A 17,367-nucleotide genomic window follows, 5' to 3' on the forward strand; every position below is an offset into this window, starting at 1 on the left:
CTTCAGCGCGGCGGCGTGAGCGCCTTGCGTGCGGCCAGGGCCGCCTCCCGCGCGCCGCAACCTTCGATGTGGTCGTTGACCAGGCCCATGGCCTGCATGAAGGCGTAGACCGTGGTCGGCCCGACAAAACTCCAGCCGCGCTTCTTCAGATCCTTCGACATCGCGATCGATTCGGTGGAGGTCGTGAAGCTGCGCAGTTCGGCGAGCGTCACGCGCTTCGGGCGCGAGGCCGGCGCGGGCTCGAAGCGCCAGGCGTAGGCGGCCAGCGAGCCGAATTCCTCGCGCAGCGCGAGCACGCGCTTCGCATTGTTGATGGTCGACTCGATCTTGCCGCGGTGACGCACGATGCCGGCGTCGGCCAGCAGGCGCGCGACATCGGCGTCACCGAAACGCAGGATGGCTTCGGCCTCGAAGTTGGCGAAGCCGCGCCGGAAGTTCTCTCGCTTGTTCAGGATGGTGATCCAGCTCAGCCCGGCCTGGAAGCCTTCGAGACACAGCTTCTCGAAAAGCCGGCGCTCGTCTGTCACCGGGAAACCCCATTCATGGTCGTGGTAGTGCTGGTAGGCCGGCGTGGCCTCGCACCAGCGGCAGCGCGGTGCACCATCGGCACCGCTGAACAGGCCTTCCGCCAACACCTTTTCCTGCGCTGTACCCATGCGGACGGCTTCCTGTAACGCTGGCATGTCCTGCTTCATGGTTCGTGTGCCGCGGCCTGGGCCAGGCATCGCCGCGTCAGCCGGCTTCGTGGAGCCGCACCAGCGCGTCCATGGCCAGCGCGTAGCCCTTGACGCCGAGGCCGACAATGATGCCGCGCGCCACGGGCGAGATGAAAGAATGGTGGCGGAAGCTCTCGCGCGCATGGACGTTCGAGATGTGCAGCTCGATCACCGGCACACCGGCGCCCTTGATGGCGTCGTGCAACGCCACCGAGGTGTGCGTGTAAGCACCCGCGTTCAGCACCACGCCGAGCATGCGGCCGGCAGCGACCTCGCGGCCGGCTTCGTGCAGCCAGTCCACCAGCGCACCTTCGTGGTTGGTCTGCCGGCATTCGACCGCCACGCCCAGCCGGGTGCCGGCCTCGGCGCACAGGCCTTCGACATCGACCAGCGTCGCGCTGCCGTATTGCGCCGGCTCCCGCGTGCCGAGCAGATTCAGGTTGGGGCCGTTGAGGACGAGGATCTTTTTCATGGGCGGGGCGCCGAGGGCGACAGAGAAGTCAGCGCCCATTATGGTGCGCCCGCCGGCGCGAAGCGCGGCCTCAGGCCGGCATCGCCTGTTGCGCGATCAGGGCCACGATGGTGTGCGGCTCATACCGCAGGGCGGCGGTGGCACAGGAGCCCAGGGCGTCGCCTTCGAAACGCAGCTGCACACGCGGAAAGTAGTCGCCCAGCGAGGCTGCCGCGTCACTCAGGCAGCGCTCGAGGGTGTCGAACGCCGCCCCACCATCGATGCCGTCCAGCCCGCGGGTGCTGATGCGGTAGGTGAAGCCGGTCGGCGCGCTACGAATGTCGATCAGGGGTTTCATGCGGGAAGAGAGATGCGGCGAAGGTGCATCGATCGCGCCGATGTTCCCAACTCCCGGCCAGCACGTAAATAGTCCATTTGGACCCCCCGACTTCGCGCAGAATCGCCGGCACGCCATGCTGCCCGCCCGAATCCTGCTGATCGACGACCACGCGCTGTTTCGCTGTGGGCTGCGCATGGTGCTCGGTGCGGCCATTGCCAGCCTGGAGGTGGCGGAGGCCGCATCGCTGGAGGAAGCGATGCAGTGCACGATGGCGCCCGCCCTGGTGCTGCTCGACGTGCAACTGCACGGGCTGAACGGCATCGAGGGCATTGCGCTGGTCAAGCGCAAGTGGCCCGACGCGGCGGTGATCATGCTGTCTTCCCAAGCCGAAGCGCAGACCATGGCGCTGGCGCTGCAACGCGGTGCCACCACCTTCGTCTCCAAGGCGGCAACCGCCGACACCATCCTGTCGGTCATCGATCAGGTGCGCCGGGGCCTGGCCCTGCCCTCTCCGGCGAACGGGATCCAGCCGGCGCTGGGCGCTCTGGGCGCCGTCGAGCCCGACGCCCAGCGCCTCACGCCGCGCCAATGCGAAGTGCTCGACCTGCTGTGCCAGGGCCTGTCGAACAAGGTGATCGGACGGCGACTGAATCTGTCGGAGAACACGGTGCGCGGCCATGTGCAGGCGGTGCTGGCCACCCTGCAGGTGTCGAGCCGGTCCGAGGCCGGCTTCGCCGCACGGCGCCGAGGCCTGGTCGCCTGATGCCTGTGCAACGCTGGCTGGCCGACGACCGGACGCTCACCGAGCAACTGCGGCTCCAGTTGGGCCACGTGGGCAGTTCGGTGGTGCCGACGCTGCTGCTCGCGCCGCTGCTGGTATGGACATTGGCGAATGCGCGCAACGCGCTGTGGCTCAACGCCTGGTGCGCGGCGATCGTGGGGATCAAGCTCTTCTACGCCTGGGATGCGGAGCGCACGCTGCGCACCGGGCTCGCCACCACGCATCCGCATCGCGTGGTGCTGCGCCAGATGGCGCTGAACGCCATCGATGCGGTCGCGTGGGGGGCGCTCGCCTGGATCACGCTCGACGACAGCAGCGTCGCGGGCAGCATCCTGGTCGTCGCCGTGCTTGCGGGTGTGGCCGGCAGTTCGATGTCGTCGCTGGCGCCGGTGCTGCCGGTGTTCATCGCGTTCGCCCTCTTCGAATTCGCCACCCTCGGCACCAAGCTCTGGCTGCTGAGCAACCCGGCCTACAACGCGCTCGGCATCGCGGGCGTGCTCTACATCGCGACGCTGATGGGCCAGGCACGCAGCAGCGCACGGGCCGCGCGCGCGGCGATCGACCTGCGCTTCGAGAACCTGGGGCTCATCGAGCAGCTGCGTGTCAGCACCGCAGAGGCGCAAGCGGCGCGGGTCGAGGCGGAGCAGGCCAGCCTGGCCAAGTCGCGCTTCCTGGCTGCCGCCAGCCACGACCTGCGCCAGCCCATCCATGCCCAGGGCCTGTTCCTCGAAGTGCTGGCGCGCACCCGACTCTCGACCGCCCAGTACGACGCACTGGCCAACGCCCGTGCCACCTGGCAGGCCTCGGCCGAGATGCTCGACACCCTGCTCGATTTCTCGCGCATCGAGGCGGGCGTGGTCGAGCCGCAGATCGAGCCCTTCCCGCTGCAGCCGCTGCTCAACAAGATCGAGAACGAACTGGCGCCGCAGGCCGACGCCAAGGGCATCGTCTACCGGTCGATCGACACCGAGATGGTGATCGACTCCGACCCGGCGCTGGTCGCGCTGGTGCTGCGCAACCTGGTGTCCAACGCGATCCGCTACACCGAGCGCGGCGGCGTGTTGGTGGCCTGTCGCCGGCGCGGCGGGCGGGCCGTGCTGGAGGTGTGGGACACCGGCATCGGCATCGAGCCCTCGCAGCAGCAGGCCGTGTTCCGCGAGTTCCACCAGCTGGGCAATGCCGAGCGGGACCGGCGCAAAGGCCTCGGCCTGGGTCTGGCCATCGCGCAGGGATTGGCTCGCGCCCTGCAGCAAGAGCTGACCCTCTCTTCGCGGCCCGGCCGCGGCAGCGTGTTCCGCCTCGGCCTGCCGGTCGCACCCTGGGGCGCACCGACGCGCCGCCTTGCCACGATGCCGGTACAGGCCCAGGTCTTCAACGTGCGGGTGCTGGTGATCGACGACGACGAAGCGGTCCGCACCGGCATGCGCCAACTGCTCACGGCCTGGGGCTGCGATTGCGCGGTGGCGGACTCGATCGAGGAAGCGCTGGCACTGGCACACATTCAGCCGCCCGCCGTGGTCATCAGCGACTACCGTTTGCGTGGGCTGCGCACCGGCGCCGAGGCCATCGCCGCGCTCCGAGCGGTGCACGGCCAGGCGCTGCCGGCGCTGCTGATCACCGGCGACACCGCCCCGCAACGCCTGCGCGAGGCGCGCGCCACCGGCGTGCCGCTGCTGCACAAGCCGGTGCTGCCGGCGCAGCTTTACCACGGGCTGCAGTGCGTGCTCAACGGCGCCGAGCTCGAGTCGAACTTCGCGCTGCTGGAGCACCTGCCGCGCTCGGCCAGCGTGTCGGTCTAAGCACGGGGCAGCTTCCGTCGGGTGCGGCGGGGCCAGGCCGCGACACCGCGGCCGCGCGATGCGAACCGTTTTAAGCTTGGGGGTCCGCGGCCGAACCGCCACCCCCATTCCTCAAGGACCTTCGCATGAAAACCAAAGCCGCCGTCGCCTGGCAATCGGGCCAGCCCCTGACCATCGAAACCGTCGACCTCGAAGGGCCGAAGTTCGGTGAGGTGCTGGTCGAGATCAAGGCCACCGGCATCTGCCACACCGACTACTACACGCTCTCGGGCGCCGACCCGGAAGGCATCTTCCCGGCCATCCTCGGCCACGAAGGTGCGGGCATCGTGGTGGATGTCGGCCCGGGCGTGACCACGCTCAAGAAGGGCGACCACGTCATCCCGCTCTACACACCGGAATGCCGCCAGTGCAAGTTCTGCCTGTCGCGCAAGACCAACCTGTGCCAGCTGATCCGCGGCACGCAGGGCAAGGGCCTGATGCCCGACGCCACCAGTCGCTTCAGCATGGACGGCAAGCCCATCTTTCACTACATGGGCACTTCGACCTTCAGCAACTACACGGTCGCACCGGAAATCTCGCTGGCCAAGATCCGCGAAGACGCGCCCTTCGACAAGGTCTGCTACATCGGCTGCGGCGTGACCACCGGCATCGGCGCCGTGATCTTCACGGCCAAGGTGGAGGCCGGCGCGAACGTGGTGGTGTTCGGCCTCGGCGGCATCGGCCTGAACGTGATCCAGGGCGCGAAGATGGTGGGTGCCGACAAGATCATCGGTGTCGACCTGAACCCGGCGCGCGAAGCGATGGCCCGCAAGTTCGGCATGACGCACTTCCTGAACCCGAAGGACATCGAGGCGGCCGGCGGCAACATCGTCGACGCCATCGTGCAGCTGACCGACGGCGGTGCGGACTACAGCTTCGAGTGCATCGGCAACACCAAGGTGATGCGCCAGGCGCTCGAATGCACGCACAAGGGCTGGGGCCGCAGCATCATCATCGGCGTGGCCGAAGCCGGTGCCGAGATCAGCACCCGCCCGTTCCAGTTGGTCACTGGCCGCCACTGGGAAGGCTCGGCCTTCGGCGGCGCGCGCGGCCGCACCGACGTGCCCAAGATCGTCGACTGGTACATGGAGAACAAGATCAACATCGACGACCTGATCACGCACACCATGCCGCTCGAAGACATCAACAAGGGCTTCGACCTGATGAAGCGCGGCGAGTCGATCCGCGGCGTGGTCCTGTATGACTGAAGCGATGCTCGGCCCGCTGCGCCGCGTCCGTGCCGGCGTGCTGGACATCGCCTTCCACGAGAGCGGCCCCGAGGGCGGGCCGCCCGCCGTGCTGCTACACGGCTTTCCCTACGACGTGCACGCCTACGCCGAGGTGGTGCCGATCCTCGCCGACGCGGGCTGCCGCGTGGTCGTGCCCTACCTGCGCGGCTTCGGCCCGACGCAGTTCGTCGATGCGGCCACGCCGCGTTCAGGCGAGCAGGCCGCACTGGCCAGCGACCTGCGCGTCTTGCTCGATGCGCTGGCCATCCCGAAGGCCGTGCTGGCCGGCTACGACTGGGGCGGTACGGCCGCCTGCGTGGCCGCGGCGCTGTGGCCCGAGCGCTGCACCGGGCTCGTGTCCTTCAACAGCTACAAGGTGCAGGCCATCGCGCATGCCGACGAACCGGCGCCGCCCGAGAACGAGTTCCGCTACTGGTACCAGTGGTACTTCCACACCGAACGCGGCCGCGCCGGCCTCACGCAGAACCGGCGTGATCTGTGCCGCCTGCTGTGGCGGCTCTGGTCGCCGACCTGGGCCTTCGACGACGCGACCTGGGAACGCACGGCACCCGCCTTCGACAACCCGGATTTCGTCGACATCGTGATCCATTCCTACCGGCACCGCTACGGCAAGGCCGAGGGCGACCCGGCCTATGCAGACCTCCAGGCGGCACTCGCCAAGATGCCCGAGATCCGCGTGCCGTCGATCACTTTCGATGGCGACGACGACGGCGTGATGTCGCCTGCCGGTACGGCCGACCAGGGCCATCACTTCACCGGTCCGCGCACGCACCACACCTTGCCCGGCGTGGGCCACAACATGCCGCAGGAAGCACCCCGCGTGTTCGCCGACGCGGTGCTCGAACTCCTGTCCCCAGATCGCCAATGACCGCCTCCCTCAAGACCCTTTCGGAACACCGCTGCTTCGGCGGCACGCAGACCTTCCACGAACACGCCTCCAGCGAAATCGGCCTGCCGATGCGCTTCTCGGTCTTCCTGCCGCCGCAGGCCGCCGACGGCCCGGTGCCGGCGCTGATCTTCCTCGCCGGACTGACGTGCAACGAAGACACGTTCATGGTCAAGGCCGGCGCGCAGCGTCTGGCGGCCGAACTCGGCCTCGCGCTGGTCGCGCCCGACACCAGCCCACGTGGCGCCAACGTGCCCGGAGAAGCGGAGAGCTGGGACTTCGGCGTCGGCGCGGGCTTCTACCTCGATGCGACCGAGGCGCCGTGGGCCACACACTGGCGCATGGAAAGCTACCTCGTCGGCGAACTGCTGCCGCTGCTCAGCACGGCCTTCCCGATCGATCCGCAACGCATCGGCCTCAGCGGCCATTCGATGGGTGGCCACGGCGCGCTCACGCTGGCGCTGCGGCACCCGGGCCTGTTCCAGTCGCTGTCGGCCTTCGCGCCGATCTGCGCGCCCACGCGCTGCCCCTGGGGCGAGAAGGCCTTCACCGGCTACCTGGGGGCCGACCGCACGCGCTGGATCGAACACGACGCCACGGTGCTGATGGAAAACCAGCCGGTCGCGCCCTACCCCGCCGGCATCCTGATCGACCAGGGCCTGGGTGACAAATTCCTCGCCGAGCAACTGCACCCGCACCTGTTCGAAGCCGCATGCCACGGCGTCGGCCAACCGCTGACGCTGCGCCGCCACGAGGGCTACGACCATGGCTACTACTTCATCCAGAGCTTCATGGCCGACCACCTCGTCCATCACGCCCAGTTGCTGAAGGCCTGAGCATGGCCGGGCTCGCCGACAGCCTGCCGGAGGTGTTCGAACGGCTCGGCCGCGTGCAAGCACGGCGCATGTTCGGCGGCCACGGGCTGTTCCACGAGGGCCGCATGATCGGCCTGGTGGTGCGCGAAACGCTCTACCTCAAGGCCGACGCCGAAAGCGCCCACCATTTCGACGCGCTGCACGCGCCGGCCTTCTGCTACGAGCGCCAGGGCAAGACGATGCAGATGTCGTACCGCGAGGCGCCCGCCGACCTCTTCGACGACCGCGAACTCGCGGCCCTGTGGGGCCGCCGTGCCTGGGAAGCGGCGATGCGCTCCGGACAGGCGCCCCGGCCCCGACGCCCCAAGGCGTCGAGGTCGGCACCGAAGACAAAGAAAGCACCATGAACACCGCACCGCCACCCTTGCCGACCCGCGAAGAGATCGCCGCCTTCGACGTTTTCGCCAGCCTCACGCTACAGGACATCGACGTGGTGAGCACCGCGACCCAGGCCGAGAAGGCGCTGGCCGAACTGGGCGCATTGAACGTGGTCGGTTTCGACACCGAATCGAAACCTACCTTCCTCAAGAACGAAATCTCGACCGGGCCGCACACGGTGCAGTTCGCCTCGCTCGACCGGGCCTGGGTGTTCCAGGTGCATGACCCGGTCTGCCGCACAGCAGCGGCCCACTTGATCGCATCGAGCGCGCTCGTCAAGGTCGGCTTCGGCCTGGCCGGCGACCGCACGCAAATCCGCCGCACGCTGGGCGTCGAGCCGCAGGCGGTGGTCGACCTCGACACCGTCTTCAAACGCCGCGGCTACCGCGATGCGGTCGGCGTCAAGTCGGCCATCGCGCTGCTGTTCGGCCAGCAGTTCGTCAAGTCGCGCAAGCAATCGACCTCCAACTGGGCCGCCCATCGGCTCTCCGAAGGCCAGGTGCGCTACGCCGCGAACGACGCCTACGCGGCGATGTGCGTGATGAACAAGCTGGGCCTCGATGCGGCCAGACTCGTGCCGATGCCGCTGTCGAGCTGAGGGGCGGCCTCTCACTACAATCCCGCCCCTTCTCCTGTTTCCCGAAATCGCGCACCCATGGACATCGCCGTCAACGAAGAACTCAAGGCCTACATCGACCCGCTGACGCCGGACGAATACGAATCGCTGGAACGCAGCCTGCTGGCCGAGGGCTGCCGCGATGCGCTCGTGCTGTGGGGCGATGTGCTGGTCGACGGCCACAACCGCTACGGCATCTGCCAGAAGCACGGCCTGCCGTTCCAGACGGTGCAGAACGCGCGCTTTCGCAGCATCGACGACGTGCACCTGTGGATGATCGACCAGCACCTGGGCCGGCGCAGCGTGTCCGACTTCCAGCGCGGCGTGCTGGCGCTGCGCAAGCGCGAGATCGTGGCCGAGCGGCGCGCCCGCGGTGCAGTGCCCGCGACCTCGGACACCAGCGCCGACGAGGGCCCGCCCTTCGACGTCGACGAGGCGCCGCCGGCACCGATGAACAGCCGCGAGGCCATCGCCCGCGCCGCGCGCCTGAGCAGCAGCCAGGTCGTGATGATCGAGAAGATCCAGAAGCAGGCCGCGCCGGAACTGGTCGAGGCCGTGAAGGCCGGAACCATCTCGATCAACGCGGCCGCCGCCGTCGCCAGCCTGCCCGCCGAGGAGCAGAAGGCCGCGGTCATCGCCGGCAAGGACGAGCTCAAGCAGGCGGCCAAGCGGGTGCGCGACGCCAAGCGCAAGCCGCGAGAACCGTCGGCCGATAATGCCGCGCCATCCGACGTCGAGGACGGTATCGACGAGGTGCAGACCCTGCGCCACCGCGTCGCGGAACTCGAAACCGAGAACGCGGCGCTGCGCCGTCAGGTGGCCGACCTGCTGGCCGGTTGACAGCCGACCGCGCGCCTCAAAAATCGAAGCTCGCCGACATCAACCAGGTGCGCGGGGCGCCCACCGAGATGAAGTTGCGCCCAGCGATGGTCCAGTAGGTGTCGTCCAACAGGTTGTGGATACCGGCGCGCAGCGTGACCGGTGTGCCCCCCATCTTGGTCGCGTAGCGCGCACCGATGTCGACGCGGTGCCACGACGGCACGCGCTGCGTGTTGGCCAGGTCGACGTAGGCACTGCCGGTACGGATCAGGCGCCCGCTCAGGCTCAGGCCCGGCACTGCGGGCAGGTCGTAGTCGACGCCGAGGTTGACGTTGAACTCCGGCACGCCGATGGCCTTGTTGCCCTGGTTCACGCCACCGGCGGTCTGGGTCATGCGGCCGTCGGTCCAGGCCGCGCCGCCGAGCAGCCGCAGGCCGCGCGAGATCTCGCCGAAGGTCTCGAGTTCGACGCCCTTGTTGCGCTGCCGGCCGGCGTCGCGGAAGACCCGGTCGGTGTCGACGAAGGCGGTCGACTTCCGGATGTCGAAGTACGCGGCAGTGAGCCCGTAGGTACCACGGTCCCATTTGACGCCGAACTCGTGCTGCCTCGACACGTAGGGCGCGAGCCGCTCACCCGCGTTGACCGAGCCGGCCGGTGCGATGGTGCCCTGCGCCAGCGACTCCGCATAGTTGCCGTACACCGACACGCCGCCACCGAGCTTGTAGAGCGCGGCCACCGTGGGCGTCAGCTTGGTCTGGTCGTATGTTCCCGAACGGATCTGCTGATGCCGCGCCGCCAGCGTGACGAGCAGACGGTCGTCGAACATCGACAGCGTGTCGGCGACGGCATAGCTGTCGAGCCTGAGTGCCGGGCTGTCCACGCCCGGCACGTCGGGCACGCCATTGGCGAACGGGTTGGGCACGTCGACATACGAATAGATGCTCGCGTCCACCGGCGTCGGCAGCCGCACCGATTGCGAGCGCAGGTCCTGCAGTTGCTGGCGCTGCGACACAGTGCTCAGCGCCAGCCTGTGCTTCACGCTGCCGGTCTGCAGCTCGCCGCGCACGCCGACGTCGGTCACCTCGTTCACCTGCTTCCAGAGCAGGCTGCTGCCGCTGGTATAGCGCACGCGGCCGGCACCGTCGATGGTCGTCTGGTCGATGTACATGCGCTCGGGCGGATCCTCGGTCATCCGACCGTGCCGCGCGTAGGCGGTCCAGCCGTCGGCGAAGTCCCATTCGCCGCTCAGCAGGCCGAAGGTCTGGCGGATGTCGAGCACTTCCCACGACGGCTTGGGGTGCACCTTCGGATCCGGTGGTTCGGGCAGCGACGCGCCCGCCTGCAGCAGCCAGTGGTTGAAGAGCGGCGACGACTTGCGGCGCGTGTAGCCCGCATCGAGCACCACGCGCGTCTTGTCGCCGCGCCAGTCGAGCGCGATCTGCGGCGCGACCAGCCGTCGGTCGGCGCCGTCGTAGAGCTTGCCGTCTTCGGCCGTGACGTTGAGGCGCATGCCCAGTCTGTTGTCGGGGCCGAAGCGCTGGCCGATGTCGACGTGCGTGCCGAACAGCGACTCGTCGTTGGCCGACAAGGTGACCGAGCGCACCGGCGTGTCGGTGGCGCGCTTGGGCACGAGGTTGAAGCCGCCGCCCACCGTGCTGCCGTAGCCCGACGCCCCCACCAGACCGGCCGCCGGGCCCTTCAGCACCTCGAGGCGCTCGTAGTGGCGGATCGGGATGTTGCTGTACGCGAACAGGCCCTCGAGGCCATCGAACAAGTAGGCGTCGCTGTTGGTGAGGAAGCCGCGGATCGAGCTCTGGTCGAGCGGCGAGGTGGCCGACAGGCTGGTGCGGATCGATGGGTCGTTGGCGACCATGTCGTTCACGTTGCGCGCGCCCTGGTCGCGGATGAATTCGCTGGTGAAGGACTTGGTGCTGAAAGGCGTCTCGAAGACATCGCCGTTGCCCAGCATGCCGATGCGGCTGCCGCGCGCGACCTGGCCGCCGGCGTACACCGGCGGCAGGTTGCCCGGCAGCTCGGCCTTGGCAATCACGTTGACGGCATCGAGCGTGCGCTCGCCGCTGCCCGAGGGCGCGGCTGGCACTGCGGCGGCGGCCTTGCGCAGCGAGTAGCCGCCACCCGGCTGGGCCAGCGCCTGGACGCCGGTGCCCGCGAGCAGCAGCGACAGGCCAGCGGTGGTGGCGTGCGAGCCGCTCAGCCCGCGCGTGCTGACGCCAGCGACGAGTGCCGGGTCGTAGCTCAGGTTGACGCCGGCGCTGCGCGCGAATCGGTTCAGCGCGACGTCGAGCGGGCCAGCGGGCACGTCGAAGGCGTGCACCTGCGTGCCGGCCGGCAGGGCCGTGCCGCCGGCGGCCTGCGCGTGCGCCGGTGTCGGCAGCACGGCGGCCAGCGCCAGGCCGAGCGCGAGGCCGTGCAGCGCCATGGTGATCCGCGTGCGCGGAAAGACCGGGAAAGTCGGGCATCGGTCGACGGACGCGGTGCGAGGCGGGGAAGCAGTCATGTGTCAGGGTCGGTCGGTGGATGAAGCTCCCGTACCGGGAGCGCTTTCATCAGGGAGGCCGGACGAGATGTCCCGATCCCCTCACCTTTCTCGAAGAAATTTGCGGGGCGCTGCGCTCAGGCCGCGCGTGCAGGACCGACGCTGACCCAGAAACGCGTTCGGTAGGTCACCGCGATGGGCATCGTCTGCAGCAGGAACTGCAACGCCTGGTCGGTGTTCTTTATGTGGAAGACGCCCGACACGCGCAGCGCCGCCACCTGGGCATCGCAGTCGATGCGGCCGACGCGGTAGCGCGCCAGCTCCGCCAGCAGCTCGCCCAGCGCGATGTCGCGCCCGACGATCACACCGTCGGCCCAGGCGTCGTCCTCGAATGACGGCGCGGCCGCCGCGGCTGTGCCATCGGCCGCCAGGTACTGCCGCTCGCCGGCACGCACCACCGCGGCAGGCGCGGCGTCGACGGCATGCGCCGGATGCAGCGCGACGGCGCCCTCCTGTACGCTGATGCGGGCACGGTCCGCATCGAGCCGGACCACGAAGCGCGTGCCCAGCGCCTGCAGCGTGCCGAAGCGCGTGTGGACCCAGAACGGCCGCCGGGTCGGCGAGACCGCGTCCGCGCCGGTCGTCACCAGGATCTCGCCGCGCCGCAGCACCAGCGCGCGGCGGTCGCCCGCCATCTCGATGCCGACCGCGCTGTCGGTGTTGAGCACCAGCACCGTGCCGTCGGCCAGGCGCAGCGTGCGTTGCTCGCCGGTGGCGGTGCTCGCGTCAGCCAGCAGGCGCTGCCAGGGCGCGTGCGCGCGCACCATCCAGCCCAGCGCCACGGCGGTGCCGGCGGCGGACAGCAGCTTCATCGTGCGGCGCCGGCCGGCTTCGCGACTCTGCAGCGTCTGCAAGGCCAGCTGCGGCGGCACGCGCGTGAACTCGTCCTTGAGCGTGCCCATGCGCTGCCAGGCTTGGCGATGCAGCGGATCGGCCTGCAGCCAGGCCTCGAAAGCCTTGCGCGTGCCGGCACCCGCGCGGTTGTAGTCGAGCTTGATCGACCAGTGGATCGCGGCGTCGATCACCGCCTCGGGCAGACGTTCGGGGCGAATGGCGCTCATCGCGTGCAGGGCCTGCTCACGCTTCGAAGCGCAGCGCGTAGCAGGCGCGCAGCGCCTTAGCCACGTAGCGCTCGGCCGTGGCCAGCGATACGCCCAGGCGCTCGGCGATCTGCGGGCAGGTCAGGCCCTCGAGCTGGGCCCAGAGGAAGGCCCGGCGCACCGGCGGCTTGAGGGCGTCGAGCACGCGATCGATGGCGATGAGCGTTTCCAGGAAGATCAGCCGGCTCTCGGGCGATGGCGCTTCGGCCTCGGGCAGGGCGGCCAGCGTGTCGAGCCAGGCGCGTTCGAGTTCGCGGCGGCGCCAGTGGTCGATGACCAGGCCGCGCGCGATGGTCGACAGCCAGGCGCGCGGCTCCTGCACGCGCGCCGGCTGCTGCCGCCCCAGCACGCGCATGAACACGTCCTGCGCGATGTCGGCGGCGTCGAAGGTGTTGCCGAGTCGCCCGCGCAGCCATCCCTGCAACCAGCCGTGGTGGTCGCTGTACAAGACGTGCACTTCCTGCTGCGTGGCTGCGTCGACGGCCGGCATGCGGCACCCTCCTCGGCGGCGGCCGTGCGCAAGGGCTTGGCCTGAGTTTCGATAATGAGAACTGTTCTCATCTTAAGGGATGCGAAGGCGTTCGATCAAAACAAGCTGCCTTGCCCCTGCACCCCCGGAGGTCGAAACGCCCCGAGGTCCAACGCGATGCGCTGCCGGTTGAAGCCGATGCGGTTCGTCGCCTTCTCGAAGCGCTGGCGGATCAGGTCGGCCCACAGGCCGCTGCCTTTCATGCGGGTGGCGAAGTCGGCGTCGTAGTCCTTGCCGCCGCGCATCTCGCGGATGCGCGCCATGATGCGGCCGGCGCGCTGCGGGTAGTGCAGCTCGAGCCATTCCTTGAAGAGAGGCGCGACCTCCCAGGGCAGGCGGATCACGGTGTAGAAGGCGCAGCGCGCGCCGGCGTCCCACGCGGCTTCGAGCACCTGTTCCATGTCTTCGGTGACGAAGGGAATCTGCGGCGCCACACTCACGCCCACCGGCACGCCCGCCTCGGCCAGCGTGCGGATGGTGCGCAGCCGGCGGTGCGGCGCGGCGGCACGCGGCTCGAGCTTGCGAGCCAGGTCGCCGTCGAGCGTGGTGACGGTGACGTACACCGCGGCCAGCCGGTCGGCCGCCATCGGGGCGATCAGATCCAGGTCCAACTCGACCGCACTCGACTTGGTCACGATGCCGAAGGGGTGGCGCGCCTCGCGCAGCACCTCGAGCACCGACCGAGTCAGCCGCAGCTCGCGCTCGATCGGCTGGTAGCAGTCGGTGGCGGTGCCAATGGCGAGGTGGCTCGGCCGGTAGCTCTTGCGGGCGAGTTCGGCGCGCAGTACCTCCGCAATATTGCGCTTGGCGATCAGCTTGGTTTCGAAATCGAGGCCGGGCGACAGGTTGAGGTAGCTGTGCGTCGGCCGGGCGAAGCAGTAGATGCAGCCGTGCTCGCAGCCGCGGTAGGGGTTGAGCGAGCGATCGAAGGGGATGTCGGGCGAGTCGTTCTCGCTCAGCACCGACTTGACGTCTTCGAAGCGGACCTCGGTCTGCATCGGCGGCAAGCCCTCGGCCGCCTCGTCCTGCAGCGTGTTCCAGCCATCGTCGAACTCGTCGCGCACGTCGCGCTCGAAGCGGTGCGGCAGCCGACTGGCGGCACCGCGGCCCTTGAGGGCCTGGAGGGGGATGATGTGGTCGGCCATGGAATACTGTAATTAAATACAGTATCGCGCATCGGCTCCTGTGTGAAAAGAGGCCGTGGGCCCGTCGGTCGCGTCAGGAGTGGGCAGCGTCACGCCCGCTGCGGGCAGACGGACGGCCGGCACCGAGCAAGGCGCCGAAGGCACTGGTCCAGAAACCCGGCGCCGGGTCCTTGTCGGCACGGCGGTCCTTGATCGGCTTGTCCACTGGCGCGGGCTGTACCTTGGCGGCGGGCACGCGCGGCGGCGCAACGTACACCGGGCCACCGCAACGCGCCTCGCACTCCTGCATCTCGCGGGCCAGACGCATCATCCGCGCCGACGCGCCGGGCTCCCGGCGGCGCAATGCCACCAGACCTTCGAGATAGTCCTTCGTCAGGCTTTCCCATTGGGAAAAAGCGGACCCCATGGGAATGGTGTCGTCTTGCATGTGATCCTCTCGTCCAGAGTCGTGTCGATCGGCGGCACCCCGTTGGATGCCTACCAAAGACTTATCGGCAGGACCCGCCGAGTCTTGAGGCATTTCGACACGTTTGAAGCAGGGATCAGGGGATCGAGCGACGCTTGTTCGGTCAACCCCTGAGGCGCAACCGCCAAACAATGCTGTCGCAGCACCGAACTCAGTCAGTTCTTGGGGCGCCAGGCACTGAGAAATTCCGCCGTCTTGTCGCGCGGTTGCCAGGTCACGACGACGGTTTCGACGTTGCTGCCCTTGGAGGCCGAGGCGGCCCTTCCCGCGTCGAGGCCGGCGCGCGCCCCGTCGTCGCACGCTGCCAGACACAACACCAACACCATCAGGCCCGCAGCTGCAGTCCAGGAGTTCTTCACAACACATCTCCGGTTCAGCGGACAGCCACCCAGGCTGCCGTCACTGCCGGCGATGATAGGTCGAAATGTTAACCTTTAGTACTCTTTTGTGTAAAAAATGTTACACACAAGTATTCATTCTTGTCGAAAGCGCCCTGGCGGGCCGGGTCGGCGAGGCCTGTGTCCCGGGCTAGAACTCGGCATCGAGTTCGTCGATCTCCTCGGGTTCCTGACGGGCGGCGGTCACCCATTCCTGCATCGCAGGCAGCGCCATGATGTGCTTGCAGTAGGCGGCGCAGTCGCGGTCCAGCGCCACGTCGTAGCTCAGGAAGCGGGTCACGACCGGCGCATACATGGCATCGGCGATGCAGGGCTGCTTGCCGAAGAGAAAGGGCCCGCCGTAACGCGTGAAGCACTCGCGCCAGATGGTGATCACCCGGTCGATGTCGGTTTGTGCGCGCGACCAGATCTTGAAGTTGGGGAAGTGGCCCTTGATGTTCATCGGCAGCGAAGCGCGCATCGCACTGAAGCCGGAGTGCATCTCGCCGCTGATCGCCCGGCAGTGGGCCCGAGCCTTGGCGTCGGCGGGCAGCAGGCCGGCCTTGGGCTTGATCTCGTGGAGGTACTCGCCGATGGCCAGCGTGTCCCAGACGGTAATGGCGCCATGCTGCAGCGAGGGCACCAACATCGACGACGACAGCAGCAGCATCTCGGCCTTCATGGCCGGATCGTCCGGCGAGATCACCTTCTCGCTGAAGTCGAGCCCGGCAAGCCTGCACATGAGCCAGCCACGCAGCGCCCAGGCGCCATAGTTCTTGCTGCTGATGGTGAGGACGGGTTTGGCCATTGCGCTGCTCCTGGGGTTGCCAATCGTTCCATGCCAAGTGCAAGGCCTGTGCCACCACCGGCCGGCCGGGGGCGCGCTGGCCCGCAAATTGCCTTCGGCCAGCCCATGCTGTACCGGGCCTACCAAAACCAGAGCGATCTGATGTCTCCCACGAGGCTCGCGGCCCAGTTCATGGGGCAGGCCATGTGGGCCGGTGCCGGCCCGCAGAGCGCCAGCCGCAAGATGGCGGCCGCCTTCGAGGTCTTCTCGCGCATGCGGCTGACCCACACTCGTCCCGCCTACCGCATCGACGAGGTGATGGTCGACGGCGAGCCCGTCGCGGTGCATGAAGAGGTCACCTTGGTCGCCCCCTTCGGCACCCTGCTGCATTTCCGCAAGGACACCAAGGCGGTGCATCCGCCGGTGCTGCTGGCGGCACCGTTGTCGGGCCATTTCGCCACGCTGCTGCGCGAAACGGTGCGCACGCTGCTGCGTGACCACGACGTCTACCTGACCGACTGGCACAACGCACGCGACGTGCCGCTGCGCCATGGCGGCTTCAGCCTGGACGACTACACGACGCAGCTCATTTCCTTCCTCGAAGCCATCGGGCCGGGCGCGCACATGATGGCGGTGTGCCAGCCCTGCGTGGCCGCGCTGGCCGCCACCGCCTTGATGGCCGAAGACGACAACCCCGCCGCGCCGAAGAGCCTGACACTGATGGCCGGCCCGGTCGACTGCCGTGTCAACCCGAGCGGCGTGAACACCCTGGCGACCAGCAAGCCCATCGAGTGGTTCCGCAAGAACCTGATCAGCCACGTTCCCTTTCCCCATCCCGGGATGATGCGGCGCGTGTACCCCGGCTTCCTGCAGCTCACCGCCTTCATGAGCATGAACCCCGAGCGGCACAAGGAGCAGTTCAAGAAGCTGTACCAGCACATCATCGATGGCGAGACGGAGAAGGCGGAGACGATCCGCAGCTTCTACGACGAGTACCTGGCGGTGAACGACCTGCCGGCCGAGTTCTACCTGGAGACGGTGGAACGGGTGTTCCAGACCTATGACCTGCCGCGCGGCAAGCTCACGGTGCATGGCCGACAGGTCAACCCCGCGGCCATTCGCAACACCGCACTGATGACGGTCGAGGGCGAGCGCGACGACATCTGCTCGGTCGGCCAGACGGTGGCTGCGCAAGACCTCTGCACCTCCATTCGGCCTTACCTGAAGACGCACCACCTGCAGGCCGGTGTCGGCCACTACGGCGTGTTCAGCGGCAGCAAGTGGAACACACAGATCTACCCTCGCGTGCGCGAAGCCATCCACGCCGCCGCCCAACTCGCGTGAGCCCGCCGGGCCCGACATAGCTCCTGTCCGACAGCACGAAGGGCGCTCGGCGGCCCGCGGCTGCGGCCTCGTGGCGTAGGCTCAGGCCTGCAAGCTAGCAAGGCGCCGGATG

19 protein-coding genes are annotated in these 17,367 nt (G+C 68.5%); 9 read left to right on the forward strand and 10 right to left on the reverse strand.

The genetic code is table 11. The features are described from left to right. Window positions 1-2: 2 nt before the first annotated feature. The 3 genes from ACSFBE_RS15140 to ACSFBE_RS15150 form a co-directional block, all read right to left on the reverse strand. The gene (locus ACSFBE_RS15140; protein WP_435491222.1) at window positions 3-683 is read right to left on the reverse strand and encodes a DNA-3-methyladenine glycosylase I; all 681 of its coding nucleotides are present in this window, start codon (window positions 681-683) and stop codon (window positions 3-5) included. 49 nt (window positions 684-732) lie between these two features. Then, a complete protein-coding gene (gene aroQ / locus ACSFBE_RS15145; protein ID WP_435491223.1) occupies window positions 733-1,188 on the reverse strand; it encodes a type II 3-dehydroquinate dehydratase in 456 nt (151 codons plus the stop codon). A gap of 70 nt (window positions 1,189-1,258) precedes the next feature. Then, window positions 1,259-1,525: a hypothetical protein gene (locus ACSFBE_RS15150; RefSeq protein ID WP_435491224.1), complete on the reverse strand. Its 267-nt coding sequence runs from the start codon at window positions 1,523-1,525 to the stop codon at window positions 1,259-1,261. 115 nt (window positions 1,526-1,640) lie between these two features. Between ACSFBE_RS15150 and ACSFBE_RS15155 the strand changes: the two genes are divergently transcribed. The 8 genes from ACSFBE_RS15155 to ACSFBE_RS15190 all read left to right on the forward strand — a co-directional run bounded on the left by ACSFBE_RS15155 (window position 1,641) and on the right by ACSFBE_RS15190 (window position 8,971). Then, entirely contained in the window at window positions 1,641-2,270 is a 630-nt protein-coding gene (locus tag ACSFBE_RS15155) for a response regulator (RefSeq protein WP_435491225.1), read from the forward strand. Continuing rightward, a complete protein-coding gene (locus ACSFBE_RS15160) occupies window positions 2,270-4,087 on the forward strand; it encodes an ATP-binding response regulator (protein WP_435491226.1) in 1,818 nt (605 codons plus the stop codon). Before ACSFBE_RS15155 ends, ACSFBE_RS15160 begins: the two co-directional genes overlap by 1 nt. 125 nt (window positions 4,088-4,212) lie before the next feature. Further along, complete coding sequence (locus ACSFBE_RS15165) at window positions 4,213-5,334, forward strand: S-(hydroxymethyl)glutathione dehydrogenase/class III alcohol dehydrogenase (RefSeq protein WP_435491227.1); 1,122 nt, start codon at window positions 4,213-4,215, stop codon at window positions 5,332-5,334. 4 nt (window positions 5,335-5,338) lie between these two features. Continuing rightward, entirely contained in the window at window positions 5,339-6,244 is a 906-nt protein-coding gene (locus ACSFBE_RS15170) for an alpha/beta fold hydrolase (protein ID WP_435491228.1), read from the forward strand. Beyond that, on the forward strand, window positions 6,241-7,098 hold the full coding sequence (gene fghA, locus ACSFBE_RS15175; protein WP_435491229.1) for an S-formylglutathione hydrolase: 858 nt from the start codon (window positions 6,241-6,243) through the stop codon (window positions 7,096-7,098). The genes ACSFBE_RS15170 and fghA overlap by 4 nt, the downstream gene beginning before the upstream one ends. A gap of 2 nt (window positions 7,099-7,100) precedes the next feature. Continuing rightward, entirely contained in the window at window positions 7,101-7,484 is a 384-nt protein-coding gene (locus tag ACSFBE_RS15180; protein ID WP_435491230.1) for a TfoX/Sxy family protein, read from the forward strand. Continuing rightward, a complete protein-coding gene (locus tag ACSFBE_RS15185; protein WP_435491231.1) occupies window positions 7,481-8,113 on the forward strand; it encodes a 3'-5' exonuclease in 633 nt (210 codons plus the stop codon). The genes ACSFBE_RS15180 and ACSFBE_RS15185 overlap by 4 nt, the downstream gene beginning before the upstream one ends. Before the next feature lie 57 nt (window positions 8,114-8,170). Then, window positions 8,171-8,971 (forward strand): plasmid replication/partition related protein, encoded by an 801-nt coding sequence (locus ACSFBE_RS15190; RefSeq protein WP_435491232.1) that lies wholly within the window; start codon window positions 8,171-8,173, stop codon window positions 8,969-8,971. A 16-nt stretch (window positions 8,972-8,987) separates the two neighbouring features. Here ACSFBE_RS15190 and ACSFBE_RS15195 read toward each other — a convergent pair whose 3' ends face one another. The 7 genes from ACSFBE_RS15195 to ACSFBE_RS15225 all read right to left on the reverse strand — a co-directional run bounded on the left by ACSFBE_RS15195 (window position 8,988) and on the right by ACSFBE_RS15225 (window position 15,932). After that, window positions 8,988-11,468, reverse strand: coding sequence for a TonB-dependent siderophore receptor (locus ACSFBE_RS15195; protein ID WP_435491233.1), 2,481 nt, complete (start codon window positions 11,466-11,468; stop codon window positions 8,988-8,990). Between the two features lie 116 nt (window positions 11,469-11,584). Further along, entirely contained in the window at window positions 11,585-12,568 is a 984-nt protein-coding gene (locus tag ACSFBE_RS15200; RefSeq protein WP_435491234.1) for a FecR domain-containing protein, read from the reverse strand. 16 nt (window positions 12,569-12,584) lie between these two features. After that, window positions 12,585-13,097: a sigma-70 family RNA polymerase sigma factor gene (locus ACSFBE_RS15205; protein ID WP_435491235.1), complete on the reverse strand. Its 513-nt coding sequence runs from the start codon at window positions 13,095-13,097 to the stop codon at window positions 12,585-12,587. 95 nt (window positions 13,098-13,192) lie between these two features. Continuing rightward, window positions 13,193-14,281, reverse strand: coding sequence for a PA0069 family radical SAM protein (locus ACSFBE_RS15210; protein WP_435491236.1), 1,089 nt, complete (start codon window positions 14,279-14,281; stop codon window positions 13,193-13,195). A 73-nt stretch (window positions 14,282-14,354) separates the two neighbouring features. Then, window positions 14,355-14,708, reverse strand: a complete 354-nt coding sequence (locus ACSFBE_RS15215) for a hypothetical protein (RefSeq protein WP_435491237.1) — start codon at window positions 14,706-14,708, stop codon at window positions 14,355-14,357. A gap of 194 nt (window positions 14,709-14,902) precedes the next feature. After that, window positions 14,903-15,106: a hypothetical protein gene (locus ACSFBE_RS15220; protein ID WP_435491238.1), complete on the reverse strand. Its 204-nt coding sequence runs from the start codon at window positions 15,104-15,106 to the stop codon at window positions 14,903-14,905. A gap of 169 nt (window positions 15,107-15,275) precedes the next feature. Beyond that, window positions 15,276-15,932: a glutathione S-transferase gene (locus tag ACSFBE_RS15225; RefSeq protein ID WP_435491239.1), complete on the reverse strand. Its 657-nt coding sequence runs from the start codon at window positions 15,930-15,932 to the stop codon at window positions 15,276-15,278. Window positions 15,933-16,037: 105 nt separating this feature from the next. Here ACSFBE_RS15225 and ACSFBE_RS15230 point away from each other — a divergent pair, with 105 nt between their 5' ends. After that, window positions 16,038-17,255, forward strand: a complete 1,218-nt coding sequence (locus tag ACSFBE_RS15230) for a polyhydroxyalkanoate depolymerase (protein ID WP_435491240.1) — start codon at window positions 16,038-16,040, stop codon at window positions 17,253-17,255. The last annotated feature ends 112 nt before the right edge of the window (window positions 17,256-17,367 follow it).

Origin of the sequence: Variovorax sucrosi (assembly GCF_051216635.1) — a bacterium.
In the GTDB taxonomy this organism is placed as follows: domain Bacteria; phylum Pseudomonadota; class Gammaproteobacteria; order Burkholderiales; family Burkholderiaceae_C; genus Variovorax.

Excerpts from the sequence above, each read along its gene's own strand:
- ACSFBE_RS15160 (WP_435491226.1), top strand. The coding sequence starts at position 2,270 with ATGCCTGTGCAACGCTGGCTGGCCGACGACCGGACGCTCACCGAGCAA.
- ACSFBE_RS15155 (WP_435491225.1), top strand. The coding sequence starts at position 1,641 with ATGCTGCCCGCCCGAATCCTGCTGATCGACGACCACGCGCTGTTTCGC.
- ACSFBE_RS15190 (WP_435491232.1), top strand. The coding sequence starts at position 8,171 with ATGGACATCGCCGTCAACGAAGAACTCAAGGCCTACATCGACCCGCTG.
- ACSFBE_RS15180 (WP_435491230.1), top strand. The coding sequence starts at position 7,101 with ATGGCCGGGCTCGCCGACAGCCTGCCGGAGGTGTTCGAACGGCTCGGC.
- ACSFBE_RS15230 (WP_435491240.1), top strand. The coding sequence starts at position 16,038 with ATGCTGTACCGGGCCTACCAAAACCAGAGCGATCTGATGTCTCCCACG.
- ACSFBE_RS15170 (WP_435491228.1), top strand. The coding sequence starts at position 5,339 with ATGCTCGGCCCGCTGCGCCGCGTCCGTGCCGGCGTGCTGGACATCGCC.
- ACSFBE_RS15140 (WP_435491222.1), bottom strand. The coding sequence starts at position 683 with ATGCCAGCGTTACAGGAAGCCGTCCGCATGGGTACAGCGCAGGAAAAG.
- ACSFBE_RS15205 (WP_435491235.1), bottom strand. The coding sequence starts at position 13,097 with ATGCCGGCCGTCGACGCAGCCACGCAGCAGGAAGTGCACGTCTTGTAC.
- ACSFBE_RS15225 (WP_435491239.1), bottom strand. The coding sequence starts at position 15,932 with ATGGCCAAACCCGTCCTCACCATCAGCAGCAAGAACTATGGCGCCTGG.
- ACSFBE_RS15185 (WP_435491231.1), top strand. The coding sequence starts at position 7,481 with ATGAACACCGCACCGCCACCCTTGCCGACCCGCGAAGAGATCGCCGCC.
- fghA (WP_435491229.1), top strand. The coding sequence starts at position 6,241 with ATGACCGCCTCCCTCAAGACCCTTTCGGAACACCGCTGCTTCGGCGGC.
- ACSFBE_RS15200 (WP_435491234.1), bottom strand. The coding sequence starts at position 12,568 with ATGAGCGCCATTCGCCCCGAACGTCTGCCCGAGGCGGTGATCGACGCC.
- ACSFBE_RS15215 (WP_435491237.1), bottom strand. The coding sequence starts at position 14,708 with ATGCAAGACGACACCATTCCCATGGGGTCCGCTTTTTCCCAATGGGAA.
- ACSFBE_RS15210 (WP_435491236.1), bottom strand. The coding sequence starts at position 14,281 with ATGGCCGACCACATCATCCCCCTCCAGGCCCTCAAGGGCCGCGGTGCC.
- ACSFBE_RS15165 (WP_435491227.1), top strand. The coding sequence starts at position 4,213 with ATGAAAACCAAAGCCGCCGTCGCCTGGCAATCGGGCCAGCCCCTGACC.
- aroQ (WP_435491223.1), bottom strand. The coding sequence starts at position 1,188 with ATGAAAAAGATCCTCGTCCTCAACGGCCCCAACCTGAATCTGCTCGGC.
- ACSFBE_RS15195 (WP_435491233.1), bottom strand. The coding sequence starts at position 11,468 with ATGACTGCTTCCCCGCCTCGCACCGCGTCCGTCGACCGATGCCCGACT.
- ACSFBE_RS15150 (WP_435491224.1), bottom strand. The coding sequence starts at position 1,525 with ATGAAACCCCTGATCGACATTCGTAGCGCGCCGACCGGCTTCACCTAC.